Here is a 23,128-nt window from a genome sequence, read left to right on the forward strand (position 1 = left end):
CACCAGGTCGGCCCAGTCGGTTGCATAAGCGTCGATCTGCTTTTGAAAGCGGTCGTCTTCCTTGTCGTACGCATCCTGAAAAGTCTTTCGCCCTGCAGGGCCGGTTTCCCAGTAACGATCTTCTAGCCGGGCCATGCGACGCCCGGTCTCGCGATTGACCACGCCAGCACGTTGTTGTGCGGGGTCATGGAATACGGGCGGGACGCCGGATTCGCTGGACGTCCAGTAGTCGCTGGGTGGTGGCGCCGGCGGCTGTGCAGCCTCTACTTGCTGGGCGATGTAAGCTTTGATTCCGAGCAGGCACTGCGAGGTGAGGTAGGCATACCGCCGTGTTGGCGCTTCACGCCACCGCTGGCGCATCGTGTTGACAGAAAGACGCAGGCTGTTGAGCTCTGCGGCCATGCCCACCGGATCGGGCAGGATGAGTCCTGCCACCCCACCAGGTCGGCCCAGTCGGTTGCATAAGCGTCGATCTGCTTTTGAAAGCGGTCGTCTTCCTTGTCGTACGCATCCTGAAAAGTCTTTCGCCCTGCAGGACCAGTTTCCCAGTAACGATCTTCTAGCCGGGCCATGCGACCTTTGATCTTGCGATTGACCATGCCAGCATGTTGTTGCGCTGGGTCGTGGAATACGGGCGGGACGCCGGATTCGCTGGACGTCCAGTAGTCGCTAGGTGGCGGCGGCGGCGGGTGTGCAGCCTCTACCTGCTGGGCGATGTAAGCTTTGATTCCGAGCAGGCACTGCGAGGTGAGGTAGGCATACCGCCGTGTTGGCTCTTCACGCCACCGCTGGCGCATCGTGTTGACAGAAAGACGCAGGCTGTTGAGCTCTGCGGCCATGCCCACCGGATCGGGCAGGATGAGTCCTGCCACCGCAATTGCGCCTGCATGGCTTCAAGGCGGGCATGACGGGGATGCCAGTCATGAACGCTACCGAAGTCGCGCGTGCCGATGGCGTACTCGGCGACATGCTGGGCAAGATCATCACCGTGCTCAAGGGCAAGCGCCTGGTCGCCACCTGTCGGATCCTGCTTGAACGTGATCAGATTGATCACCCTGAACCGCTCCCGATAATCAGCGGGCAGTGCCTTTCCATCAGCGTGCTTGCCGGTGCGGTAGGCATCGAGTGTCGCCTTCGGCCAAGGGTCCTGTGAAAACGCGATCCAGGCCTGCTTGTGCGCTGCGGTGTCGATGTTGATGAATGCCGAGCGCAGATCGTGTCCGGCGTCCAGGCAAGCTTTGGCTAGGGGCTCGGGCGCCGCCCGTGGCATGGAGAATGGATTGAACTGGCGCAGATAGCCTTCCGGGGTGACCTGATAGGCATGCCAGATTTCTTTGTCCAGCAGCACATAGACATACCCCTGCCGCAATACACGCAATGCGGTCTGAATGGATTCGTGACTGAGTGCGCCATGTTGCTTGAGTCCGCCTGTGACCGGCATGATGGCAAGCCGTAGCGGCAGGATCGGTAAGCCGGTACGTTCACACGCGCTGCACGAGCCGGTGGGATTGGGCGCCGCCTGGCGCCGGGCCTGGGTCAGGGTCTTGCTGATGCTCATGTGTAGTTCGCGGCGGGAGGTAATGACGCAACGATGCGNCGCCGGGCCTGGGTCAGGGTCTTGCTGATGCTCATGTGTAGTTCGCGGCGGGAGGTAATGACGCAACGATGCGCTGCCACGCAAAGTCGTCGTAGTTGGCAAAAAACGCGCACGGGTTGCCCTTGGTGCCAAGTGGCACTACCGCTTTTAGAAGCTGCCGATACTGCGTGTAAATCAAAGGAGTCTTATTAGTGAACCGAATTGATCTGGTGTTAGCAGATGCTTGAAACGATCCGATTTATCTGCCGCAGTATCCTGAGCGACAGCACGTGACTAACGCCGACAGCGCTAAAAGGTTGGGCGACGGCGGTCACGTCCAGGCACAGCGCAGCGGCCGATACGACGGCCAGGGTTGTGAAAGGTAGCTTCTTTGCCTGGCGCCGGGCGCTCGACGTTTACGCGTAGCGCGGCACGCCCTCACCGTCCAGGACGATCGTGCGCGGCGCTTGCGTGAAGTGCAGCGGCGCGCCGGTGACGGTGCGCAGGAAGGCTTCGCTGACGCCCGCCTTCATGGCGTGCACCTGCAGGCCGATGGGCATGACGTCGATGACGGCGAGGTCGGGGTAGATGCGGGACACGTGCCGTCGCGGCTGCGGTGTTCCATGGTGACGAGCACCTGCATGGCGCCGACGGTCAGGTCCATCGCGGCGCCGGCCCGATTCTCCACGATGACCTGCTGCCCCAGCCTGGCCGACAGCTTGTCGGCGATGAGGCGCGCCGAGATGTCGGTGGTGCCGCCGGGCGCGGCGCGGTCAAATGCCTATTTTGGAATCCGGAGGTGTGGGTTCGCCTGGGCTGAAGAGCGCATCGTGGCCCGCCGCCCGTTCACGCCCCCGCGCGCTCCCAGCGCCGCTGGATGGCCTTGGCGGCCACCACGCCGTCGGCCATCGAGGTCACCACGCATGGGTGCATGCGGTGCGCGACTTCGCCGATGGCGTAGATGTCCGGCACGCTGGTCTCGGCGGTGGCGAAGTCGGTGCGGATGTAGCCGCGCTCGTCGCGCGCCAGGTGCAGCGTGTCGGCAAACGCGGCCTGCGGTTCCCAGCCGTAGAAGACCAGGATCAGGTCGTACTGGCGGCCGTCCACGCTGCGCGCGGCGGGATCGACCTGGTAGGGGCCGATGTGCACGCCTTCGGACCCGGCGCGCGTGACCCACTGCTGCTGGGCACGCACGCTGCGGGCATACAGATGAACCGTTCGCGCGCCGCGGTTGCGCACGTAGACGAAGTTTTCAAAGGCGTTGTCGCCCCCGCCCAGCACGGCGACCGACAAATCCGAATAGTCCTGCGCCACGATGGGCGAGCCAGGGCCGATCAGCACGCCCGGCCAGGACGCGCCCGGCGGATGGCCGGGCAGGCCCTTGGCGCGCACGCCCGAGGCGACGACCAGGGTGCGGGCGCGGGCCAGGGTTTCCTTGCCGTCGGGACCAGAGAGCGTGGCCTCGATGCCGCCCTTGCACGGCCGCACGCCGGCGACGCGGGTTTCCAGCCGCAGGGGCACGTTGGCGGCGCGCACGCTGGCGTCGATATTGGCCGCGACCTGCTGGCCGGTGACGCCGGGCAGGACCGCGATCCAGTCGTCGGCAAACGGGTTGTCATTGCCCAGGCCGCCCAGGCGGGCGCTGGCCTCGACCAGCAACGGCGACAGGCCCAGGCGGGCCAGCCAGAGGGCGCAGGAGGCGCCGGCCGGGCCGCCGCCTACAATGACCGAATCGTGCATCTGTTGCATTTCACCCCTTATTGACTGCGCCGGCGCCTCGCGGGCGCCCGGACATGGCCGGATTGTAGCCAGCGCGTCACCCCATCCGCCGTCGCCTTACAATTCGGGCTATTCCACCCAGGTTTTCATCATGCCCACTCGCCGCATCATTCTTTCCGGGCTTGCGCTCGACGCCCGCATCGGCATCCTCGAGCACGAGCGCCGCGCCACCCAGCCCCTGCACGTCGATGCCGAATTCGACGTCGACATCCAGCGCTCGGTGGACGACCACGATATCCACAGCGTGCTGGACTACCGCCGGCTGCGCGAGGCCATCGTCGAGGAATGCACGCAGGCGCACGTGAACCTGATCGAAACCCTGTCCGAACAGGTCGCGGCGCGCCTGCTTGCCGACTTCCAGGAAATCCGCGCGCTGCGCCTGCGCATCAGCAAGCCCATGGCCTTCTCCGACTGCGCGGCGGTGGGCGTGGAAATCCAGATCACCCGCTGACATGAACGATATCGCTCCCCCCGGCGTGCAATTTCGCACGCCCGCCGACGAAAAAGCCCGGCACGAAGGCAACAAGCTGACCAAGCGGCTGGCGCGCGAAACGACGCGCGCCCTGTCCGACTACAACATGATCGAGGAAGGCGACCGCGTGATGGTCTGCCTGTCCGGCGGCAAGGACTCCTATGCCATGCTGGACATCCTGCTGCAGCTCCAGAAGCGCGCGCCGTTCAAGTTTGAATTGATCGCCGTGAACCTGGACCAGAAGCAGCCGGGCTTTCCCGATCACATCCTGCCGCAGTACCTGAAGGAACTGGGCGTTCCCTTCCACATCGAGACGCAGGATACGTATTCCATCGTCACGCGCGTGCTGGAAGAGGGCAAGACGATGTGCTCGCTCTGTTCGCGGTTGCGCCGCGGCATCCTGTACCGCGTCGCCTCGGAACTGGGCGCCACCAAGATCGCGCTGGGCCATCACCGCGACGACATCCTGGCCACGTTCTTCCTGAACCTGTTCTACGGCGGCAAGGCCAAGGGCATGCCGCCCAAGCTGGTGTCCGACGACGGCCGCCACACGGTGATCCGCCCGCTGGCCTACGTGGTCGAGTCCGACCTGATCGCCTACGCCGAGCTCAAGCAATTCCCCATCATTCCGTGCAATCTTTGCGGTTCGCAAGAGAACCTGAAGCGCAAGGAAGTGGGCCGCATGATCAAGGAATGGGACAAGCAGCACCCGGGCCGGTCGTGGAACGTCTTCAACGCGCTGTCGCGCGTCGTTCCCTCGCACCTGATGGACCGGGACCTGTTCGACTTCGTGGGCCTGAAGCCCACGGGCGTGCCGGACGCCAACGGCGACACGGCGTTCGATACGGTCGACCCCACGGAAGAGGCAGACGAAGCGTGCGGCGATACGCCGACGGCGTTGGAGCCGGGCGCGATCATCGAAAAAAAGGTGATGTTCTCGCGCGGGTGATGCGGCGCAGGACAAACAAACAAGGGGCTGCGATTGCAGCCCCTTGTTTTTGCAGCCTTGCGCTTGCGCTGCAGAATCAGGCGTTCAGCACGCGGATCGGCGCGCCCGCCGCCCAGGCCTTCACGGCTTGCAGGCAGTTCTGGTAGAACGCCTCGAAGTTTTCGCGGCTGACATAGCCCAGGTGCGGCGTGAGGATTACGTTGTCCAGGTCGCGCACGGTATCGGTGGGCGACAGGGGCTCCTCGGGGAAGACGTCCAGGCCGGCGCCGGCGATGCGGAATTTCACCAGGGCGTCCATCAGCGCTTCCTGGTCGACAAGACCCGCGCGCGACGTGTTCACGAGGTACGCGGTGGGCTTCATGGCGGCCAGCGCGGTGGCGTCGACGATGTGACGGCTGCGATCGGACAGGATCAGATGCAGGCTGACCACGTCGGACGTGGAAAAGAGTTCGTGCTTGTCCACGCGCGTGACGCCGGCGGCCTGGGCGCGCTCGTCGGTCAGGTTGGGGCTCCAGGCCACGACGTCCATGCCAAAGGCCAGTCCCACCTTGGCGACCGCGGCGCCCAGCTTGCCCAGGCCCACCACGCCCAGGCGCTTGCCGGCCAGCGGCTCGGGCATGCCGGTCTGCCACATGCCGCGGCGCATGGCGGCGTCTTCGGCGGGAAGGTGCTTGAAGAGCCCCAGGATGTGCGCCCACGCGAGTTCCGCAGTGGCGGTGTTGGCATCGGCGCTGCCGGGCGCGCCGGACACGACGATGCCCTGCTCGGCGCAGGCCTGCATGTCGATGGCGTTGTTGCGCATGCCGGTGGTGACCAGAAGCCGCAGCTTGGGCAGCGCGCGGATGCGTTCGGCGGGAAACGGCGTGCGTTCGCGCATGGCGACGATCACGTCGAAGGGCGCGAGCGCGGTTTCGACCTGGTCGTCGGGAATGAAGTTGTTGAAGATCTGCACCTCGGCGTCGCCGCCCAGCGAGGTCCAATCCGCATAGCGCCGGGCTACGTCGTGGTAATCGTCGAGAATTGCGATTTTCAAGTCTTGTCTCCGGGAGGGATGGCGCTTGCCGCGCCCCCCTTTCCCGGGCCGGCGCGACGCGCGCCGGTCAGTTCAAACGGGCCTTGAGCTGGTCCAGCGGCAGCGCGCCGCTGATGCGCGAGCCGTCGGCGAAGAACAGCGTCGGCGTGCCGCGCACCATCAGTTGCTGGCCAAGCGCCAGCAGCTTGTCTTCGGGCACGTCGCAGTTGGCGGTGGCCGGCGTCTTGCCGCGCAGCATCCAGTCGTCCCAGGTCTTGCCCTGGTCCTTGGCGCACCAGACGTTGCGCACCTTGACCTTGGAGTCGGGCGACAGGATGGGATAGAGGAAGGTGTAGACGGTCAGGTTGTCCACGTCTTCGAGCGTCTTGCGCAGCTGCTTGCAGTAACCGCAGTTGGGATCTTCAAAGATCGCGACCTTGCGCGAGCCATCGCCCTTGACCTGCTTGATCGCCAGATCCAGCGGCAGTTGGTCGAAGGTGACGGCGCTGAGCTTTTCCTGCGATTCGCGGGTGACGTCGCGGCGCGTGGCGGCGTCGATCAGCGGTCCTTCCATGACCCACGTCACGCCTTCGTCGGTGTAGATCAGGTCCATGCCGAGCTGCACTTCGAACAGGCCATAGGGCGTGCGGCGCACGGTCGTGACATTCATGCCCGAGAAACGCTGCTGAAAGCGCTCCTTGACGGCGGCCGACTGCGGATCGAGTTCGGTGGTGGAGACACTTTTCTCGCCTTTGGCCGCCTGACCCACGGACTGCGTGGAAACGGACTTTGCGCCCTGCGCTTGGGCCGTGGCGGACAAACCGATGCCCGCGGCGAGGAAACAGGCCGCCAACGTGGCGGGAATGCGGAATTTCATCGGTACTCCTGGTCTTGTCAGTCGTGTGTCTTGCCGGAAAGCGTAACCGATCCGGGAGGGACAGCCGCGGCAGGCGGCGGGTGTGCGTATCCGTATCAGACGGCCGCCGGCCGCCGCAGGTTCCGCCCGGCGCCGCCGCCGGGCCTGGCCGGCCTAGTTGGCGGACGCCCCCGCGATCAGGCGGCGCTTGATCAGCGGCGCGCGCTCGACCCAATGCATGCCGGCGTTGCGCAGCCAGACAAGCGGCGTCGCCTTTGATCCGAAGAGCTTGTGCAACCCGTCCGTGGCCAGCCGCATGGCCAGTACCGGCTCGGCGCGCGCCCGCTGGTAGCGGTGCAGCACGCGCAGGTCGCCGGCCTGGCGGTAGGGTTCACGTCCGGCGACGATGCGGGCCAGCGCCTCGACGTCGCCCAGCCCCAGGTTCAGGCCCTGCCCCGCCAGCGGGTGCAGGCGGTGCGCCGCGTCTCCGGCCAGTGCGATGCCGGGCGCGACCATCTGGGCGCGCTCCAGCGTCAGCGGAAAACCGTGCAGCTTGCTGCGGACTTTCAGGCGGCCGAGCCGCCCTTCGGCGGCCTCGGCCAGCAAGGCTTCCAGGCGGGCGGTTTGCGCTTCCTGCGGCAGTTCCAGTAATTGCTGCGCCAATTCGCTGCGCATGGACCAGACCATGGACACCTGCGGACCGTCCGCGGTATCGGGCAACGGCAGCAGGGCCAGCACGCCGTCGTCGCGGAACCATTGGAACGCGGTGCCCTGGTGCGGCAGTTCGGCGTCCAGATGCACGACGAGTCCGGTGTCGTTGTAGGACTGGGCTTCGTGCTTCAGCCCGGCCGCCTCGCGCAGCGGCGAGGCCGCCCCGTCGGCGCCGACGAAGAGCTCGGCCTGAATGCGTGCGCCGCTCTCAGTCTGGACCGCGCCATCCTGGTAGCCGGTGCAGCGGTCTTCCAGCCAGGCGATGCCGAACATGCGCACGGCCTGGATCAGGACGCGCTCGATCTCGCCGGATTCGACGATCCAGGCCAGCTGCGGCAGCGCCGCCTGCCAGGCGTTCAGGTTCACCTGGCCGTCCGCGTCGCCGTGGATCTCCATGGCCTGCACGGGCATCAGGCGGGACGCGGGCATGGCGTCCCACACGCCGATGTCGGCCAGAAAGCGCTGGCTGGCGGGCGAGATGGCGTAGACGCGCGGGTGATAGTGGTTGGGATCGGCCGGCGGCACGGCGGCGCGCGGCGCCAGCACGGCCACGCGCTGGCCGCGGCGGGCCAGCGCCAGGGCGGTGGACAGGCCGACGATGCCGGCCCCGCAAACTACGATCTGATGGCTCATCGTGCGGAGGGCTCCCCGGCCTGTTTGGGCCACAGCAGCCACATCTGGCCGCGTTGCTTCATGCGGCCGGCCTGCTGCCCGGCTTCTTCGCCGTAACCCCAGTAGAAGTCGGCGCGCGCCGCGCCGCGGATGGCGGTGCCGGTGTCCTGCGCGAACACCAGGCGCTGCAGGGGCCGGTCCGACGCGGGATAGGTGGTGGACAGAAAGAGCGGCGTGCCCAGCGGCACGAAGGTGGCGTCCACTGCCACCGAGCGCCGCGGCGCCAGCGGAATGGCGTACGCGCCCTTGGGGCCTTGCTCGGGATCGATCACTGCCTCTTCGCGGAAGAACACCACCGCCGGGTTGGCGTTGAGCATTTCAGGCACGCGCTTGGGATTGCGCTGCGCCCACGCCCGGATGTTCTGCATCGACGCCTGGTCGGCGGTAAGTTCGCCGCGGTCGATCAGCCAGCGGCCGATGGACACGTAGGGCTGGCCGTTGTGGTCGGCGTAGGCGACGCGGATGGTCTTGCCGGCATCCGGGCCGTCCGTCAGCTGCACGCGGCCGGAGCCCTGGACCTGCAGGAAGAAGTTGTCCACGGGGTCGTCGACCCACACCACGACGGGCGGGCGGCGGCCGGAAGACGATTCGATGGCGGCGCGGGTGTCGTAGGGCACGACGCGCTTGCCGTCGAGCTTGCCGCGTACGCGCTTGCCGGCCAGGTCCGGGTAGACCGACCCCAGGTCGATCGTCAGCAGGTCGGCGGGCACCGCATACAGCGGCCACTGGTAGACGCCGCCCTGGCGGCGCGATCCGCGCACCAGCGGCTCGTAGTAACCCGTCACCGTGTTGGTGGCGGGCTTGCCGTCGGCGGCGTTCAAACGCCAGGGTTGCAGGTAGGTCTGCAGAAAGCGGCGCACGCCTTCACCGTCGCCGGCAGCGGGCGCGCGGGCCGGATCGATGGCGGCGGCGCAAACCGGCTGCCAGGCGCGCGGCGTGGCGCGCGCGGGCGCGGCCAGGTTGCCGCTGGTGGGCCGCATCAGGCCCTTGCAGTTGCGCAGGAAAAGGGGCCAGAACTGGTTCAGGTCGTCGGCGCTCCAGCCGGGCAGCTCGGACCAGTTGGCCGGTTTGAGCTTGCCGGCCAGCGCGCGCGGCGGGGAATCGGGCAGCGAGGCCAGCGGCGGCACCACGAGCGGGCCGTCGGTCACCGCCGGGACGCGCGCGCCGGGGGTGGCGGGCTGGCCGGATTCAGGGGGGATATCCGAGGGGGTGGAACATGCCGCCAGAAGGACCGACAGCACGGACAGGCTAAGAATGCGCTTCATGAGCTAATGGAAAGACGTGCAACGGATGGCCGGACCATGCTCAGTGCAAGGTGCGCGGCATGGCCAGGACGAATTCGGAGATCGGCACTTCGAACGGGATGCCGTTCTCGCCGACGCAGTGGTAGATGCCGCGCATCGTGCCCACCGGCGTGGGCAGGGGACAGCCGCTGGTGTACTCGAAGGTCTCGCCCGGGGCCAGGAGGGGCTGCTGCCCCACGATGCCCAGGCCGCGCACTTCCTGCACGCGCTGGTTGCCGTCGGTGATGATCCAGTGGCGGCTGATCACCTGCGCGGGGTGTTCGCCGGTATTGGTGATGCGGACGGTGTAGGCAAACACGAATTGCTGTTCGCCGGGGTCGGACTGTTCGGGCACGAAGCGCGGAGAGACAGAGACGCTCAGGTCGTAAGGTTTCACAGTCCTTCCCTGTGTGGCTGCACGCGGGCGGCGCAACGTCGGCGCCCACGCTTGAAAGACGGAATTTCAGACGCGCCGGACCGGGGCATACCCGCTGCGGCGCCTCAAACTGCAATAATGGCACATTATGCCCTCCCCGACCCCGAACATCATGTCCAAGCAAACGGCCTGCACCCGCATTACTCCCAGCATCCTGTCGGCTGACTTCGCCCGGCTGGGCGAAGAAGTCCGCAACGTCGTCGCCGCCGGCGCCGACTGGATCCACGTGGACGTGATGGACAACCACTATGTCCCCAACCTGACGATCGGCCCGATGGTCTGTGCTGCCATCCGCCCCCATGTCCAGGTGCCGATCGACGTGCACCTCATGGTCGAACCGGTGGACGCGCTGGTGCCGCAATTTGCCAAGGCCGGCGCCGACTACATCAGCTTTCACCCCGACGCGAGCGCCCACGTGGACCGGACGCTGTCGCTGATCCGCGAAAGCGGCTGCAAGGCGGGCCTGGTCTTCAACCCGGCCACGCCGCTGTCCTACATGGACTACGTGATGGACAAGATCGACCTGGTCCTGATCATGTCGGTGAACCCGGGCTTTGGCGGCCAGAGCTTCATTCCGGCGGCGCTGACCAAGCTGCGCGAGGCCCGCGCCCGCATTGACGCCTGGATGCAGGCCGGCGGCCAGGAGATCGTTCTGCAGGTGGACGGCGGCGTCAAGATCGACAACATCGCCGAGATCCGCGCCGCGGGCGCCGACACCTTCGTGGCGGGCTCGGCCATCTTCGGCAAGCCGGATTACGCCGGCATCATCAAGGCCATGCGCGAGCAGATCGCCATCGGCGAAACCACCGCCGTCTAAGGAAATCGACATGACCGCTTTTCGCGCCGCGCTGCTGGACCTGGACGGCACCCTGCTCGACTCCATTCCCGATCTGGCCTTCGCCGCCAACGCCATGCGCGTCGAACTTGGCATGATCGCGCTGCGCGAGGACGTGGTGGCCACGTTCGTCGGCAAGGGCGTGGACAACCTGGTGCGGCGCAGCCTGGCCGGTTCGCTCGATGCCGCCGACCCGGCGCCCGACGAATTCCAGCGCGCCCGCGAGGCCTTCTACCGCCATTACCACCTGGTCAATGGCGAGCGCGCGCAGGTCTACCCGGGCGTGATCGAAGGGCTGAAACTCATGCGCGATCAGGGCCTGAAGCTGGCCGTCGTCACCAACAAGCCCACGGAATTCACCTTGCCGCTCTTGCAGCGCACAGGGCTGGCGGGCTTTTTCGAGGCCGTGGTGTGCGGCGACACCTGCGAGCGCCGCAAGCCCGACCCCGACCAGATCCATCATGCGTGCGACCTGATGGGCGTGGGCGTGAACGAAGCCGTGACGATCGGCGATTCGATCAACGACGCGCAGGCGGGCCGTAGCGCGGGCACGCAGGTGCTGGTGGTGCCGTACGGCTACAACGAAGGACGTGACGTGCGCGAGTTGGATGTCGATGGTATAGTTGACACGCTTGTTGACGCCGCCCAGTGGGTCGCGCTCTGGAATCAGAACCAGAACGCCGCTAAAGTCCCAGCCTGAAGCGTGTCGCAACCCAAGCACGAATTCACTACCGCGTACTCATACCGAACCGCTAAATGAACGTCTCCATCCAGAACCAAATGCTCGGCGCCTCGTGGCGTTGGTGGCGTTTGTCTTCCGGGTGGCGATGATTCCCTTCCCGGCCCTAGACGCGACCTTGCCGCCTAGCGCCGACACTGTGTAAACAGAGCCCAACCCGGAACCAGTCAACTGGACCGGGTTTTTTGTTGCGTGCCCGGTCCGAAAGCAGACACCGCTTACGAGACCCGACATGACCGAAATCGAATTCAAGGCCCTTGCGGCACAAGGCTACAACCGCATTCCGCTGGTGGCCGAGACCTACGCCGACCTGGACACGCCGCTCGGCATCTACCTGAAGCTGGCGCACGCCGGCCCCCTGGCCGGCCGCATGACCTGCCTGATGGAATCCGTGGTGGGCGGCGAGCGCTTCGGCCGCTATTCGTTCATCGGCCTGCCGGCGCGCACCGTGATCCGCGCCAGCGGCACGCGCACCGAAGTGCTGCACGACGGCAAGGTCGCCGAAACCCACGACGGCGACCCGCTGGCGTTCATCGAGCAATACCAGAGCCGCTTCAAGGTCGCGCTGCGCCCCGGCATGCCACGCTTTTGCGGCGGCCTGGCCGGTTACTTCGGCTACGACACCGTGCGTCACATCGAGCCCTGCCTGGGCCCCGCGGTCAAGCCGTTCCCGGCGGGCATGGAAGGCGGCACGCCTGACCTGATGCTGATGCACGTGGACGAACTGGTCATCGTCGACAACCTGGCCGGCCGCATCTACCTGATGGTCTACGCCGATCCGAGCCAGCCCGAGGCCTACAGCCGCGCGCAGCAGCGCCTGACCGACCTGCGCGCGCGCCTGCGACGCCCCGTGGAAATTCCGTACAGCCACGCCAGCATGCAGACCGAGGAACGGCGCGATTTCAAGAAAGAGGACTACCTGGCGGCCGTCCTGCGCGCCAAGGAACATATCGCCGCCGGCGACCTGATGCAGGTCCAGATCGGCCAGGTCATCGCCAAGCCCTTCCGCGACTCCCCGCTTTCCCTCTACCGCGCCCTGCGGTCGCTCAACCCCTCCCCCTACATGTACTTCTGGAACTTCGGCGACTTCCAGGTCGTGGGCGCGTCGCCCGAGATCCTGGTGCGCCAGGAGCGCACGGTGGAGAACGGCGAGCCGAAGTCGCAGATCACGATTCGTCCGCTGGCGGGCACGCGCAAGCGCGGCGGCACCCCGGAAGAAGATGCGGCGCTGGCGGCCGAACTGCGCGCCGACCCGAAGGAGATCGCCGAACACGTCATGCTGATCGACCTGGCGCGCAACGACGTGGGCCGCGTCGCGCAGGTGGGTTCGGTGAAGGTCAGCGACACGATGGTGATCGAGCGTTACTCGCACGTGATGCACCTGGTGTCCAACGTGACCGGCACCCTGAACCCCGGCATGAGCAGCATGGACGTGCTGCGCGCCTCGTTCCCGGCCGGCACCCTGACCGGCGCGCCGAAGGTCGAGGCCATGAAGATCATCGACGAACTGGAACCCGTGCGCCGCGGCATCTACGGCGGCGCGGCCGGCTACCTGAGCTACGGCGGCGAGATGGACGTGGCGATTGCCATCCGCACCGGCGTCATCAAGGACGGCACGCTGTACGTGCAGGCGGCTGCGGGCATCGTGGCCGATTCGAACCCCGAAGCCGAATGGGCCGAGACGGAAGCCAAGGCGCGCGCGGTGCTGCGCGCCGCCGAGCAGGTGCAGCACGGCCTGGACGAACCCATCTGAGCCCCCCGGCCGAACCGAATCACCGCCCGGGCCACCGAACGGCCCCGAGGAGAAAAAAATGCTGTTGATGATCGACAACTACGATTCCTTTACCTACAACCTGGTGCAGTACTTTGGCGAACTGGGCGTGGACGTGCGCGTGGCGCGCAACGACCAGATCACGCTGGAGGAGGTCGCCGCGCTGAACCCCGACCAGATCTGCGTGTCGCCCGGCCCCTGCTCGCCGGCCGAAGCGGGTATCTCGGTGCCGCTGATCCAGGCCTATGCCGGCAAGAAGCCCATTCTGGGCGTGTGCCTGGGCCACCAGGCCATCGGCGCGGCCTTCGGCGGCAATATCGTGCGCGCGCAGCAGATCATGCACGGCAAGACGATTCAGCTTTCGCACACCGGCACTGACATCTTTGAAGGCCTGCCGACGCCGTACACTGTCATCCGCTACAACTCGCTGACCATTGACCCGGCCACGCTGCCGAACTGCCTGGCTGTCACCGCCACGGCGCCGGACGGCGACATCATGGGCGTGCGGCACAAGACGCTGCCGCTGTACGGGGTACAGTTCCACCCCGAATCCGTACTGAGCGAGCACGGCCACGCCCTGCTGCGCAATTTCCTGAACCTCGCCTAAGAAGGACGCACCGTGACGATTTCCCCCACCGAAGCGCTGACGCGCTGCATCGAACACCGCGAAATTTTCCACGACGAAATGCTGCATCTGATGCGCATGCTGATGCGCGGCGAGATGTCGCCGCAGATCGCCAGCGCGCTGCTGATGGGCCTGCGCGTCAAGAAGGAAACCATTGGCGAGATCACCGCGGCGGCGCAGGTCATGCGCGAATTTGCCACGCCCGTGGTCACGCCCAATCCGAACGACCTGCTGGACATGTGCGGCACGGGCGGCGACGGCAGCCACACGTTCAACATTTCCACGACCGCGATGTTCGTGGCGGCCGCGGCCGGCGTGCCGATTGCCAAGCACGGCAACCGCAGCGCCTCGTCGTCCAGCGGCAGCGCCGACGTGCTGGAAGCCCTGGGCGCCAACCTGGTGCTGACCCCGGAACAGGTGGCCGAATGCATCCAGCAGACCGGCATCGGTTTCATGTTTGCCCCCGCCCACCACGGTGCGATGAAGAACGTGGCCGCCGTCCGCAAGGAACTGGGCGTGCGCACGATCTTCAACATCCTGGGCCCGCTGACCAACCCGGCCGGCGCCGCCAACCAGCTGATGGGCGTGTTCCACCCCGACCTCGTGGGCATCCAGGTCCGCGTGCTGGAACGCCTGGGCTCGCGTCATGTGCTGGTCGTGCACGGCAAGGACGGCATGGACGAGGCCTCGCTGGGCGGGGCCACGATGGTCGGCGAACTGAAGGACGGCGTGGTCCGTGAATACGAGATCCACCCCGAGGACTACGGGCTATCCATGATGTCCAACCGGAGCATCAAGGTGTCCAATCGCGAGCAGTCGCGCGAGCTTGTCATAGAGGCGCTGGAAAATGTCGAGGGCGCGGCCCGCGACATCGTGGCCCTGAACGCCGGGCTCGCCATCTATGCCGGCAACAAAGCCGATTCCATTCCCGAAGCCTTAGCGCTAGCATTTGAACTAATTTCCACCGGCGCGGCGCGAGCCAAGCTGGAAGAATTCTGCGCATACACCCGGACATTCCAGAAATGAACGATATTCTTGCGAAGATCCTCGCCGTCAAGGCCGAGGAAGTCGCCGCCGCCCGCCAGATGCGCAGCGAAGCCGAAGTCCTGCGCGAAGCGCAGGCGCGCCAGGACGTGCGCGGTTTCGCCCAAGCCATCGAAGACAAGATTTCGCAGGGCAAGGCCGGCGTCATCGCTGAAATCAAGAAAGCCTCGCCCTCCAAGGGCGTCATCCGCGAGGGCTTTGCGCCCGCCGAGATCGCGGCCACCTACGCCGTGCACGGCGCGGCCTGCCTGTCCGTGCTGACGGACGTGCAGTTCTTCCAGGGTTCGCACGACCACCTGCGCCAGGCGCGGGCCGCGTGCGCGCTGCCGGTGTTGCGCAAGGACTTCGTGATCGACCCCTACCAGATCGTCGCCGCGCGCGCGATGGGCGCCGATTGCGTGCTGCTGATCGTGGCCGCCCTCACGCCCGCGCAGTTGCGCGACTACGAAACGCTGGCCATCGAACTGGGCATGGACGTGCTGGTCGAAGTGCACGACGCCCAGGAACTGGACGTTGCGCTCACGCTCAAGACGCCGCTCCTGGGCATCAACAACCGCAATCTGCGCACGTTCGAGACCAGCCTGCAGACCACGCTGGACCTCTTGCCGCGCATCCCCGCCGGCAAGCGCGTCGTGACCGAAAGCGGCATCCTCAAGCCGGAAGACGTGAAGCTGATGCGCGACCACAAGGTCGATGCCTTTTTGGTGGGCGAAGCGTTCATGCGCGCCAAGGATCCGGGCGCCGAGCTGGCGCGGCTGATCGGGTAAAGCGACGGCGCTGGCAGCGGTTACCTTGGCCGCGCCAGCCCCAGTGCGGCGGCGCGCCGGTACACCGTGCTGCGGTGCACGCCCAGCGCGCGCGCCGCGCGGCTGACGCTGCCGCCGTGCGCCTCGAGGGCGCTGCGGATAGCGGCATCGGTCATGGCGTGCAGGTCGGCGGCTGCACCGGCCGGCGCGGACGTTGACGTTGCGGCGCCCGGCGCGGGTATCTCCCGCTTCGCGACGCTCGCTGCACCGCGCAATTCCGCGGGCAGCATGTCGGCATCCACCCTGCCCGCCGGCCCGGCCAGCACATGCAGGGTGCGCAGCACCGACGCCAGCTGACGGTAATTGCCCGGCCACGAATACGCCGCGAGGACGGCTTCGATGGCGGGCGGCAGCGCTGGACCGGCGCCCTGCGCCGCCCACAGGTCGCGCAGCAATTCCAGGCGGTCGGCCCGCGCGCGCAAGGGCTCCAGCGTGACGGTGTATTCGGCGATGCGAAAGTACAGGTCGGGGCGAACCGGGGCGTCCGGCCCTTCATGGGCAAGCGGCCGATGCGTCGCGCACACCAGCGTGAAATCCACCTGCACGGGCCGCGCCGCGCCCAAGGGCGAGACCTCGCGCGTCTGCAGCACACGCAACAGGCGCGATTGCAACAGGAGCGGCATGTCGCCGATCTCGTCCAGGAACAGCACGCCGCCGTGCGCCTGCCGCAGCAGGCCCTTGCTGCCCTGGCGGCGCGCACCGGTGAAGGCGCCCTCCTCGTAGCCGAAGAGTTCCGATTCGATCAGGCTCTCGGGCAGCGCGGCGCAGTTCACCGCCACGAATGGGCCGGCCGCGCGTTGGCCACGCGCGTGGATTTGCCGCGCGAACACTTCCTTGCCCACTCCGGTTTCGCCCTGCAGCAGAATCGACACGCCCGCGTCCGCCAGGTGCACGGCGCGTGCCAGGGCCCCTAGCGTGGCGGCGTCAAAGCTGGGCGCGGGCGTTTTGGCGGCGGCGCCGGGCGCACGCAGCGCCGGGGTGGCGGGGGGTTGCGGCGGGCGCGTGCGCGGCATGCGCAGGCGCGCGTGATAGACCGCGCCGGTCCGCGTGTGCACGCGGCCCGCGGCATCCGGGCCACGTCCGATATCGCCGTCGAACACGTCCGCGTAGCGGTACACGCCCAGCGCGGTGGCCGCCAGCCCCAGCGCATGCAGCGCACGGCGGTTGGCGCCGACCAGCAGGTCGCCCTGGAATGCGAGCAGGGCTTCGCCGGGCTGACCCAGCCCCGCGAGGTCGGCATGCAGGCGCAGCACCGTGCATTGTTCATAGGCGCCTTCGAACAGCTGATGCTCGATGCGGTCCACCGCCCCGCGCACCAGCGCCAGCACATCCGGACGCACGTCGCGGGCCTGGCTGGACAAATCCAGCACGCCCACGGTGCGGCCTTCGCTGTCCGTGATGGGCACGGCCGCGCACGTCAGGATGCGATTGGGTTCGAAATAGTGTTCCGCGCCATGCACGGCAATGGGACGGCCTTCGACGAGCGCGGTGCCGATGGCGTTGGTGCCGGCGGCGGCCTCGTCCCAGGGCGCGCCCGGCATCAGGGCCACGCGCGAGGCGCGATGCGCAAAGCCCGTGTCGCCGTCCGAGTCCAGCACCAGGCCCTGCGCGTCCGACAGGATGACCAGGTTGCCGCTGCCGCCCGCCTGGTGGCGCAGATAGGCGATGGCGGGTTCGGACATGCGGCGCAGCGCTTCGTTTCGCTGCTGCGCTTCGCGCAGTTCGCCCTGCGTCATGAGTTCGGCGCGGCGCACGCCGCGCATGTCAAAGCCCAGGTCGGCGCAGCGGCGCCAGGAACGCAGGATCGGTTCGGCAACCATGCCGCCCGGCACCGCGCCCTGCTGGTTAAAAAGCAGCCGTGCCTGCGTCAGCGTCTGCCGACGGGAGTAAGAGGCCATGTATGTCTCCTGGGAGCGGCGTTCTGCGACGCCTGTGCTGCGACACCTGTTTCGCGACAACGTCGCAGATTGCGACACTGAAGGCGGAAAAACTACTTTCGCACGCGTGGGACGGACTGTCCAGCCGGGATGCCCCGACTGGCATGCGTTTTGCTTGATGCATAACAGGCAGCCCACTGCCGCCATCCCAACGATACGGAGACAAGCATGGACATCGCGACCCGCGTTACCCCGCAGACCTATGGCACCCGCCTGGACCTCAGGACGCAGTACGACAATTTCATCGACGGCAAATGGCAGTCGCCCGCGGATGGCGAATACTTCGACAACGTCACCCCCGTCACGGGCGAGACGCTGACCCGCCACGCGCGCTCGAAAGAGCGCGACATCGAACTGGCGCTGGATGCCGCGCACCGCGCCGCGCCCAAATGGGGTGCGACCCCGGCCGCCGAGCGCGCCCGCATGCTCATGAAGATCGCGGACGTGATGGAAGCCAATCTGGAACGCCTGGCCACGGCGGAAACCTGGGACAACGGCAAGCCCATCCGCGAGGCCCGCGCCGCCGACATTCCCCTGGCCATCGACCACTTCCGCTACTTTGCCTCGTGCATCCGCAGCCAGGAAGGCGGGCTGTCCGAGATCGATCAAGACACGGTGGCCTACCACTTCAACGAACCGCTGGGCGTGGTCGGACAGATCATCCCGTGGAACTTCCCCATCCTGATGGCCGCATGGAAGCTTGCACCCGCGCTGGCGGCGGGCAATTGCGTGGTGTTGAAACCCGCCGAACAGACGCCGCTGGGCATCCTGCTGCTGATGGAACTCATCGGCGACATCCTGCCCCCGGGCGTGGTGAACGTGGTGACCGGCTTCGGGCTGGAAGCCGGCAAGCCGCTTGCCTCAAACAAGCGCATCGCCAAGATCGCCTTCACCGGCGAAACCACCACCGGCCGCCTCATCATGCAGTATGCGTCGCAGAACATCATTCCGGTCACGCTGGAACTGGGCGGCAAATCGCCCAACATCTTCTTTGCCGACGTGGCCGCGCAGGACGACGACTTCCTGGACAAGGCGATCGAGGGCTTCGTCATGTTCGCGCTGAACCAGGGCGAAGTGTGCACGTGCCCCAGCCGCGCGCTGATCCAGGAATCGCTCTACGACAAGTTCATGGAACGCGCGCTGAAACGCGTGGCCGAGATCAAGCAGGGCAACCCGCTGGACGCCGACACCATGATCGGCGCGCAGGCCTCCACCGAACAGCTCGAGAAGATCCTTTCGTACCTGGACATCGGCAAGCAGGAAGGCGCGGACGTGCTGGCCGGGGGCTCGCGGGCGCAGATGCAGGGCGCGCTGGAAAGCGGCTATTACGTGCAGCCCACGGTGTTCAAGGGCCACAACAAGATGCGCGTGTTCCAGGAAGAAATCTTCGGGCCGGTCGTGGCGGTCACCACGTTCAAGGATGCGGACGACGCGCTGGCGCTGGCGAACGACACGCTCTATGGCCTGGGCGCCGGCGTGTGGTCGCGCGACGCCAACACGTGCTACCGCATGGGCCGCGCGATCAAGGCGGGCCGGGTGTGGACCAACTGCTATCACGCCTATCCGGCGCACGCGGCATTTGGCGGCTACAAGCAATCGGGCATCGGACGCGAGAATCACAAGATGATGCTCAACCACTACCAGCAGACGAAGAACCTGCTGGTGAGCTATTCGCCCAAGAAGCTGGGGTTCTTCTGATCCGCCAAGCTTGATTCGCCAACCCGGGCCGCTTGCCGCGGCCTGTCCTGCGCGCCGGGCCTGCCCCGGCGCGCCTGCAAGGAATCCAGCCATGGCAGAGCACACGCCACGCGTGGTGGCGACCGACGAGGCGCGCCACCTGATCGACACCCTGCGGGCCAAGCACGGCCCGCTGATGTTCCACCAGTCCGGCGGCTGCTGCGACGGCAGCTCGCCCATGTGCTATCCGCAAGGCGAGTTCATGGTCGGCGGCTCGGACGTCCTGTTGGGCGACCTGGAAGGTTGCCCGTTCTGGATCGGCGAGGACCAGTTCGCGTACTGGGAGCACACCCAGCTGGTCATCGATGCCGTGCCGGGACGCGGCGGCGCCTTTTCGCTGGACAGCGCCGAGGGCAAGCGCTTTCTCTTGCGCTCACGGCTCTATTCCGATGAAGAGTGGGCGAACGTCGGACCGGTGACCAAGGGCTAGCGCAGGTTGCCACGGCCACGGCCGCTGCCGCTGGGCACGGTGTCGTCCTGCACCGCGGCCCGGTCGGCCTGTTTCCACTGAAAGGACACCCGCCGGATGCGGGCGGCGCGAAATTGCGTGAACGAGCGGCCGCCCGGCATGGGCGCGCCGCGATAGGCGCTGCTTGCGTTTTTCATTGCTGATGAAGCGTTGACGAGAAATCTTGCGGTGCGTGGGTGATAGCCGTGGCGGAACAGAGAGCCTGCCCTAGCGAGGCGGCCGCGGCGACCAGGCGCTGGCGGGCGCGGTGCGGCGGGTCCATTCCAGCGCGTCTTCCAGACGGTCGTTGCCCCAGAACATTTCGCCCTCCACGAAGAACGTGGGCGCGCCGAACAGTCCCAAGTTGCGCGCGCGGTCCACGCGCTTGCGCAGCGCCTCCTTGGCGCCTTCGGTCTTGGCGCGGGCGATGAGCGCGTCGGCATCCAGCGACAGGCCGGTGAGCAGCTCGTGCACCACGTCCTCGGCCTGGATATCCAGGTCGTGCTGGAAGTTCGCCCGGAACACCGCCACGCAGAAATCGCGGCCCCACGGCTCGTCCTCGCCCAAGAGCGCGATGCGCGCGGGCAGCACGCTCATGCGCGGGAACATGCGCGGGCGGTTGTAGACCACGCCGTACTTGTCGGCCAGCCGCGCAATGTCGCGCATCATGTACGCGCCCTTGCCGGGGAACAACCGGAACGGCGTGTCGTTCCAGCCCTGCGCCTGAAAGATCGGCCCCAAGAGGAAAGGCCGCAGATCGACCTGCACGCCCGCTCCCCGCGCCAGCGCATCGATGCGCTCGATTGCCAGATAGCTGTAGGGGCTGGCGAAATCGAACCACATTTCGATCCGGGGCGTATCGGGCAAGGACGCAGTCATCACAGGAACTCCAGTTGGCCTGCATGGCAAGGCGAAGCGGCGGCACACTGCACCTGCCGCCCCCCCAGGGAAAGTAGCGCGACCTGCGCATCCGGCAGGCCGCTGATGACGACGTCGCGATCGCTATCCACGGTGAGGGTCTGGCCCGCTTGAAGCACGCTGTCGTCGAAGCGGCGGTATTCGGATATCCACAAGGCGCCGGCGTGACACACGATGCGAACGCCCGAGGCGCGCTTGAGCAGCATAGTCGAGCCGCCGGCCAAACGGAATGACATTCCCGCAGTGCAACATAACTGGATCATGGCGTACCTCCTGGCCGCGGCAGCGGCTATCGCGGCGGGCGGCCGGGATTTTGTCCCGGTCACCCAACGTCTGAGTCATATTGGACGCCCCGGCGTACTATTGCTCAAGCGACATTTCCGCCCGATACGCATGAGTTTTACGAATGCCATACCCCTTAGCGAAACTGCCTCCGCTTGATCTCGTCCGCGGCTTCGTCGCCGTGGGCCGGCGCATGAGCATCACGCTCGCCGCCCAGGACCTGCACGTCACGCAGTCGGCCGTCAGCCGCCAGATTCGCGCGCTGGAAGCGCACCTGGGCGTGCCGCTGCTGGTGCGGGGGTTTCGCAGCGTCACCTTCACCGCCGAGGGCGCGCAGCTCTTTCGCATGGCGGACGTCTGGCTGAGCCAGCTGGGCGACCTGACCGAGCAACTGCGCGCGCCCGAGCGGCGCACGCCCGTCACGGTCACCACCACCATCGGCGTGGCCTCGTTGTGGCTGCTGCCCCGGCTGGGCGACTTTCAGGCGGCGCATCCGGACATCGATGTGCGCGTGGCCGCCGACAACCGGCTGATCGATATCGACCGCGAAGCCGTCGACATCGCCATCCGCTACAGCGAGCGCAACACGGTGCCTGACGGCGCCCTGTGGCTCTTTGGGGAATCGGTGGTGCCCGTGGCGCATCCTTCGCTCAAGGCCCGCGAACTGGACGCCCGCGAACTGGCGCGCCACGTCCTGCTGGAGTTCGACGATCCCACGCGTCCGTGGCTGCAATGGCCGGAATGGCTGAGCGCGCGCGGGCTGGGGCGCGTGCGCGCCAAGGGCATGCTGCGCTTCAATCAGTACGATCAGATCGTGCACGCGGCGCTGGCGGGACACGGCATCGCGCTGGGACGGCTGGCGTTGATCGCGCCCATGCTGGCGGACAGGCGGCTGGAGGTTGTGGGCAGCCCGAAGGCCTGCGCCACCGAACACGCCTACTGGCTGGTGCGCAATGCGCGCCGCAGCACGCCCGACGCGGACGTCGTCACGCAATGGCTGGTGGAACAGGCAGCCGCGACCGCGCGCGATCTGCCCGATTGAAATCACGCGCCGCCACGGCCGCGCGTTGCAGCAAACCAAGCGGCGCGGCCGCGCATGCGAGGCGGCCGCGCGACTCGCCGGTCAGTCCACCACGACCTGCGGTTCGCCGGCGGTCATCTCGCCGATCACGGCAGCCTGATCGAAGCCCTGCTCATGAAAGATCTTGAGCACCGCATCGGCCGCGTCCGGTGCGCACGACACCAGCAGGCCGCCCGAGGTCTGCGGATCGGTCAGCAACGCCCGCTGCGTGTCCGAAACCCCTGCCCCCAGACGCACCGATTCGCCATACGACGCCCAGTTCCGGCCCGAGGCGCCCGTGATCACGCCGTCGGCGGCAAATTCCTGCACGCCCGGCAGCCACGGCAGCGCCGCCAGCCGCACGCGGGCGGTGAGCTTAGCGCCGCGCGCCATCTCCAGCGCATGGCCCAATAGCCCAAAACCTGTCACGTCGGTGATCGCGTGCACGCCGTCCAGCGCCGCAAGCGCGGGGCCGGGGCGATTGAGCCGCGTCGTCGTGTCGATCATCACGCGATAGCCGTCCACGTCGAGCCGGTTCTTCTTCAACGCCGCTGACAGAATGCCCACGCCCAGGCCCTTGCCCAGGATCAGCACATCGCCCGCGCGCGCGTCGGCGTTGCGCTTGATCTTGTCCGGGTGCACCAATCCCATCGCGGCCAGGCCATAGATGGGTTCGACCGAATCGATGCTGTGCCCCCCGGCCACCGGAATGCCCGCATCCGCGCACACCGATTCGCCGCCCTTCAGGATTTCAGCGATGACGCTGTGCGGCAGCACGTTGATCGGCATGCCCACGATCGCCAGCGCCATGATCGGCGTGCCGCCCATCGCGTAAACATCCGACAGTGCGTTGGTGGCGGCGATGCGGCCAAAGTCGAAGGGGTCGTCCACGATGGGCATGAAGAAGTCCGTCGTGGCGATAAGCGCCTGCGCATCGTTCAGCCGATACACCGCCGCATCGTCGGCGGTTTCGGTGCCCACCAGCAGGTTCGGATAACTGGCCGCGGGACCGAACCGCGCCAGCAGCGCCGACAGCACGCCCGGCGCGATCTTGCAGCCACAGCCGCCGCCATGCGACAACGAGGTCAGGCGCGGCACGTTCGAGGACGCAACATCCTGGGTCATCTCTATCTCCGTGGAAACAATCGAAAAAGGATAGCACCGCCCCCGCGATTGGCCC

25 protein-coding genes and 1 pseudogene are annotated in these 23,128 nt (G+C 66.9%); 11 read left to right on the forward strand and 15 right to left on the reverse strand.

The features are described 5' to 3' along the window. The 5 genes and pseudogenes from ASD87_RS26865 to ASD87_RS07160 form a co-directional block, all read right to left on the reverse strand. Positions 1-435 (reverse strand): hypothetical protein (locus tag ASD87_RS26865; RefSeq protein WP_200952164.1); only part of this gene is annotated, 435 nt, incomplete at its 3' end. Positions 436-700: 265 nt separating this feature from the next. Next, a complete protein-coding gene (locus ASD87_RS27590) occupies positions 701-1,558 on the reverse strand; it encodes a T6SS effector BTH_I2691 family protein (protein ID WP_156403397.1) in 858 nt (285 codons plus the stop codon). A 434-nt stretch (positions 1,559-1,992) separates the two neighbouring features. Then, positions 1,993-2,175 (reverse strand): hypothetical protein, encoded by a 183-nt coding sequence (locus tag ASD87_RS07155; RefSeq protein ID WP_056319250.1) that lies wholly within the window; start codon positions 2,173-2,175, stop codon positions 1,993-1,995. A 65-nt stretch (positions 2,176-2,240) separates the two neighbouring features. Continuing rightward, a pseudogene (locus tag ASD87_RS27090) lies at positions 2,241-2,345 on the reverse strand (tripartite tricarboxylate transporter substrate binding protein); the annotation flags it as partial. Between the two features lie 77 nt (positions 2,346-2,422). Continuing rightward, positions 2,423-3,325, reverse strand: coding sequence for an NAD(P)/FAD-dependent oxidoreductase (locus tag ASD87_RS07160; protein ID WP_056319252.1), 903 nt, complete (start codon positions 3,323-3,325; stop codon positions 2,423-2,425). A 121-nt stretch (positions 3,326-3,446) separates the two neighbouring features. Here ASD87_RS07160 and folB point away from each other — a divergent pair, with 121 nt between their 5' ends. Both folB and ttcA read left to right on the forward strand, forming a co-directional pair. Beyond that, the gene (gene folB / locus ASD87_RS07165; protein WP_013391106.1) at positions 3,447-3,806 is read left to right on the forward strand and encodes a dihydroneopterin aldolase; all 360 of its coding nucleotides are present in this window, start codon (positions 3,447-3,449) and stop codon (positions 3,804-3,806) included. 1 nt (position 3,807) lies between these two features. Beyond that, positions 3,808-4,776, forward strand: a complete 969-nt coding sequence (gene ttcA, locus ASD87_RS07170; protein WP_056319255.1) for a tRNA 2-thiocytidine(32) synthetase TtcA — start codon at positions 3,808-3,810, stop codon at positions 4,774-4,776. Between the two features lie 76 nt (positions 4,777-4,852). Here ttcA and ASD87_RS07175 read toward each other — a convergent pair whose 3' ends face one another. From ASD87_RS07175 to apaG, 5 genes are all read right to left on the reverse strand, one after another. Beyond that, positions 4,853-5,809: a D-2-hydroxyacid dehydrogenase family protein gene (locus ASD87_RS07175; protein ID WP_056319258.1), complete on the reverse strand. Its 957-nt coding sequence runs from the start codon at positions 5,807-5,809 to the stop codon at positions 4,853-4,855. 67 nt (positions 5,810-5,876) lie between these two features. Next, entirely contained in the window at positions 5,877-6,665 is a 789-nt protein-coding gene (locus ASD87_RS07180; protein ID WP_056319260.1) for a DsbC family protein, read from the reverse strand. A 153-nt stretch (positions 6,666-6,818) separates the two neighbouring features. Next, a complete protein-coding gene (locus tag ASD87_RS07185) occupies positions 6,819-7,988 on the reverse strand; it encodes a UbiH/UbiF family hydroxylase (protein WP_056319262.1) in 1,170 nt (389 codons plus the stop codon). Continuing rightward, positions 7,985-9,292, reverse strand: coding sequence for a murein transglycosylase A (locus tag ASD87_RS07190; protein WP_056319263.1), 1,308 nt, complete (start codon positions 9,290-9,292; stop codon positions 7,985-7,987). The genes ASD87_RS07185 and ASD87_RS07190 overlap by 4 nt, the downstream gene beginning before the upstream one ends. Before the next feature lie 40 nt (positions 9,293-9,332). Then, positions 9,333-9,707 carry a Co2+/Mg2+ efflux protein ApaG gene (gene apaG, locus ASD87_RS07195; protein WP_056319266.1) on the reverse strand — a complete coding sequence of 125 codons (375 nt, stop codon included), beginning with the start codon at positions 9,705-9,707 and terminating at the stop codon, positions 9,333-9,335. A gap of 127 nt (positions 9,708-9,834) precedes the next feature. On the opposite strand from apaG, the gene rpe reads away from it, so the two are divergent. The 6 genes from rpe (at position 9,835) to trpC (ending at position 15,527) form a co-directional block, all read left to right on the forward strand. Next, positions 9,835-10,563 carry a ribulose-phosphate 3-epimerase gene (gene rpe / locus ASD87_RS07200; RefSeq protein ID WP_056319268.1) on the forward strand — a complete coding sequence of 243 codons (729 nt, stop codon included), beginning with the start codon at positions 9,835-9,837 and terminating at the stop codon, positions 10,561-10,563. Positions 10,564-10,573: 10 nt separating this feature from the next. Further along, entirely contained in the window at positions 10,574-11,281 is a 708-nt protein-coding gene (locus ASD87_RS07205; protein WP_056319270.1) for a phosphoglycolate phosphatase, read from the forward strand. A gap of 271 nt (positions 11,282-11,552) precedes the next feature. Continuing rightward, positions 11,553-13,073 (forward strand): anthranilate synthase component I, encoded by a 1,521-nt coding sequence (trpE, locus tag ASD87_RS07210; RefSeq protein WP_056319273.1) that lies wholly within the window; start codon positions 11,553-11,555, stop codon positions 13,071-13,073. A gap of 58 nt (positions 13,074-13,131) precedes the next feature. Next, entirely contained in the window at positions 13,132-13,698 is a 567-nt protein-coding gene (locus tag ASD87_RS07215; RefSeq protein ID WP_056319275.1) for an aminodeoxychorismate/anthranilate synthase component II, read from the forward strand. A gap of 12 nt (positions 13,699-13,710) precedes the next feature. Continuing rightward, positions 13,711-14,742, forward strand: coding sequence for an anthranilate phosphoribosyltransferase (gene trpD / locus ASD87_RS07220; protein ID WP_056319277.1), 1,032 nt, complete (start codon positions 13,711-13,713; stop codon positions 14,740-14,742). Then, complete coding sequence (trpC, locus tag ASD87_RS07225) at positions 14,739-15,527, forward strand: indole-3-glycerol phosphate synthase TrpC (RefSeq protein WP_056319280.1); 789 nt, start codon at positions 14,739-14,741, stop codon at positions 15,525-15,527. The genes trpD and trpC overlap by 4 nt, the downstream gene beginning before the upstream one ends. Before the next feature lie 20 nt (positions 15,528-15,547). On the opposite strand, the gene ASD87_RS07230 is transcribed toward trpC, so the two are convergent. Then, on the reverse strand, positions 15,548-17,464 hold the full coding sequence (locus ASD87_RS07230) for a sigma-54-dependent Fis family transcriptional regulator (RefSeq protein ID WP_056319282.1): 1,917 nt from the start codon (positions 17,462-17,464) through the stop codon (positions 15,548-15,550). Positions 17,465-17,671: 207 nt separating this feature from the next. Here ASD87_RS07230 and adh point away from each other — a divergent pair, with 207 nt between their 5' ends. Together adh and ASD87_RS07240 are read left to right on the forward strand one after the other, a co-directional pair. Further along, positions 17,672-19,201 carry an aldehyde dehydrogenase gene (gene adh, locus ASD87_RS07235; RefSeq protein ID WP_056319284.1) on the forward strand — a complete coding sequence of 510 codons (1,530 nt, stop codon included), beginning with the start codon at positions 17,672-17,674 and terminating at the stop codon, positions 19,199-19,201. A gap of 91 nt (positions 19,202-19,292) precedes the next feature. Beyond that, on the forward strand, positions 19,293-19,670 hold the full coding sequence (locus ASD87_RS07240; protein WP_056319287.1) for a DUF779 domain-containing protein: 378 nt from the start codon (positions 19,293-19,295) through the stop codon (positions 19,668-19,670). On the opposite strand, the gene ASD87_RS07245 is transcribed toward ASD87_RS07240, so the two are convergent. From ASD87_RS07245 to ASD87_RS07255, 3 genes are all read right to left on the reverse strand, one after another. Then, positions 19,667-19,846, reverse strand: a complete 180-nt coding sequence (locus tag ASD87_RS07245) for a hypothetical protein (RefSeq protein ID WP_056319289.1) — start codon at positions 19,844-19,846, stop codon at positions 19,667-19,669. The genes ASD87_RS07240 and ASD87_RS07245 overlap by 4 nt on opposite strands. Before the next feature lie 70 nt (positions 19,847-19,916). Further along, positions 19,917-20,567, reverse strand: coding sequence for a 2-hydroxychromene-2-carboxylate isomerase (locus ASD87_RS07250; protein ID WP_056319291.1), 651 nt, complete (start codon positions 20,565-20,567; stop codon positions 19,917-19,919). Next, entirely contained in the window at positions 20,567-20,842 is a 276-nt protein-coding gene (locus ASD87_RS07255; protein WP_056319478.1) for a DUF2917 domain-containing protein, read from the reverse strand. Before ASD87_RS07255 ends, ASD87_RS07250 begins: the two co-directional genes overlap by 1 nt. Positions 20,843-21,012: 170 nt before the next feature. Between ASD87_RS07255 and ASD87_RS07260 the strand changes: the two genes are divergently transcribed. Further along, positions 21,013-21,930 carry a LysR substrate-binding domain-containing protein gene (locus tag ASD87_RS07260; RefSeq protein WP_056319294.1) on the forward strand — a complete coding sequence of 306 codons (918 nt, stop codon included), beginning with the start codon at positions 21,013-21,015 and terminating at the stop codon, positions 21,928-21,930. A gap of 81 nt (positions 21,931-22,011) precedes the next feature. On the opposite strand, the gene selD is transcribed toward ASD87_RS07260, so the two are convergent. Then, positions 22,012-23,073 (reverse strand): selenide, water dikinase SelD, encoded by a 1,062-nt coding sequence (selD, locus tag ASD87_RS07265; RefSeq protein WP_056319296.1) that lies wholly within the window; start codon positions 23,071-23,073, stop codon positions 22,012-22,014. Positions 23,074-23,128: the final 55 nt, after the last annotated feature.

It is taken from the genome of Achromobacter sp. Root170, assembly GCF_001428165.1.
Lineage (GTDB): Bacteria > Pseudomonadota > Gammaproteobacteria > Burkholderiales > Burkholderiaceae_B > Achromobacter > Achromobacter mucicolens.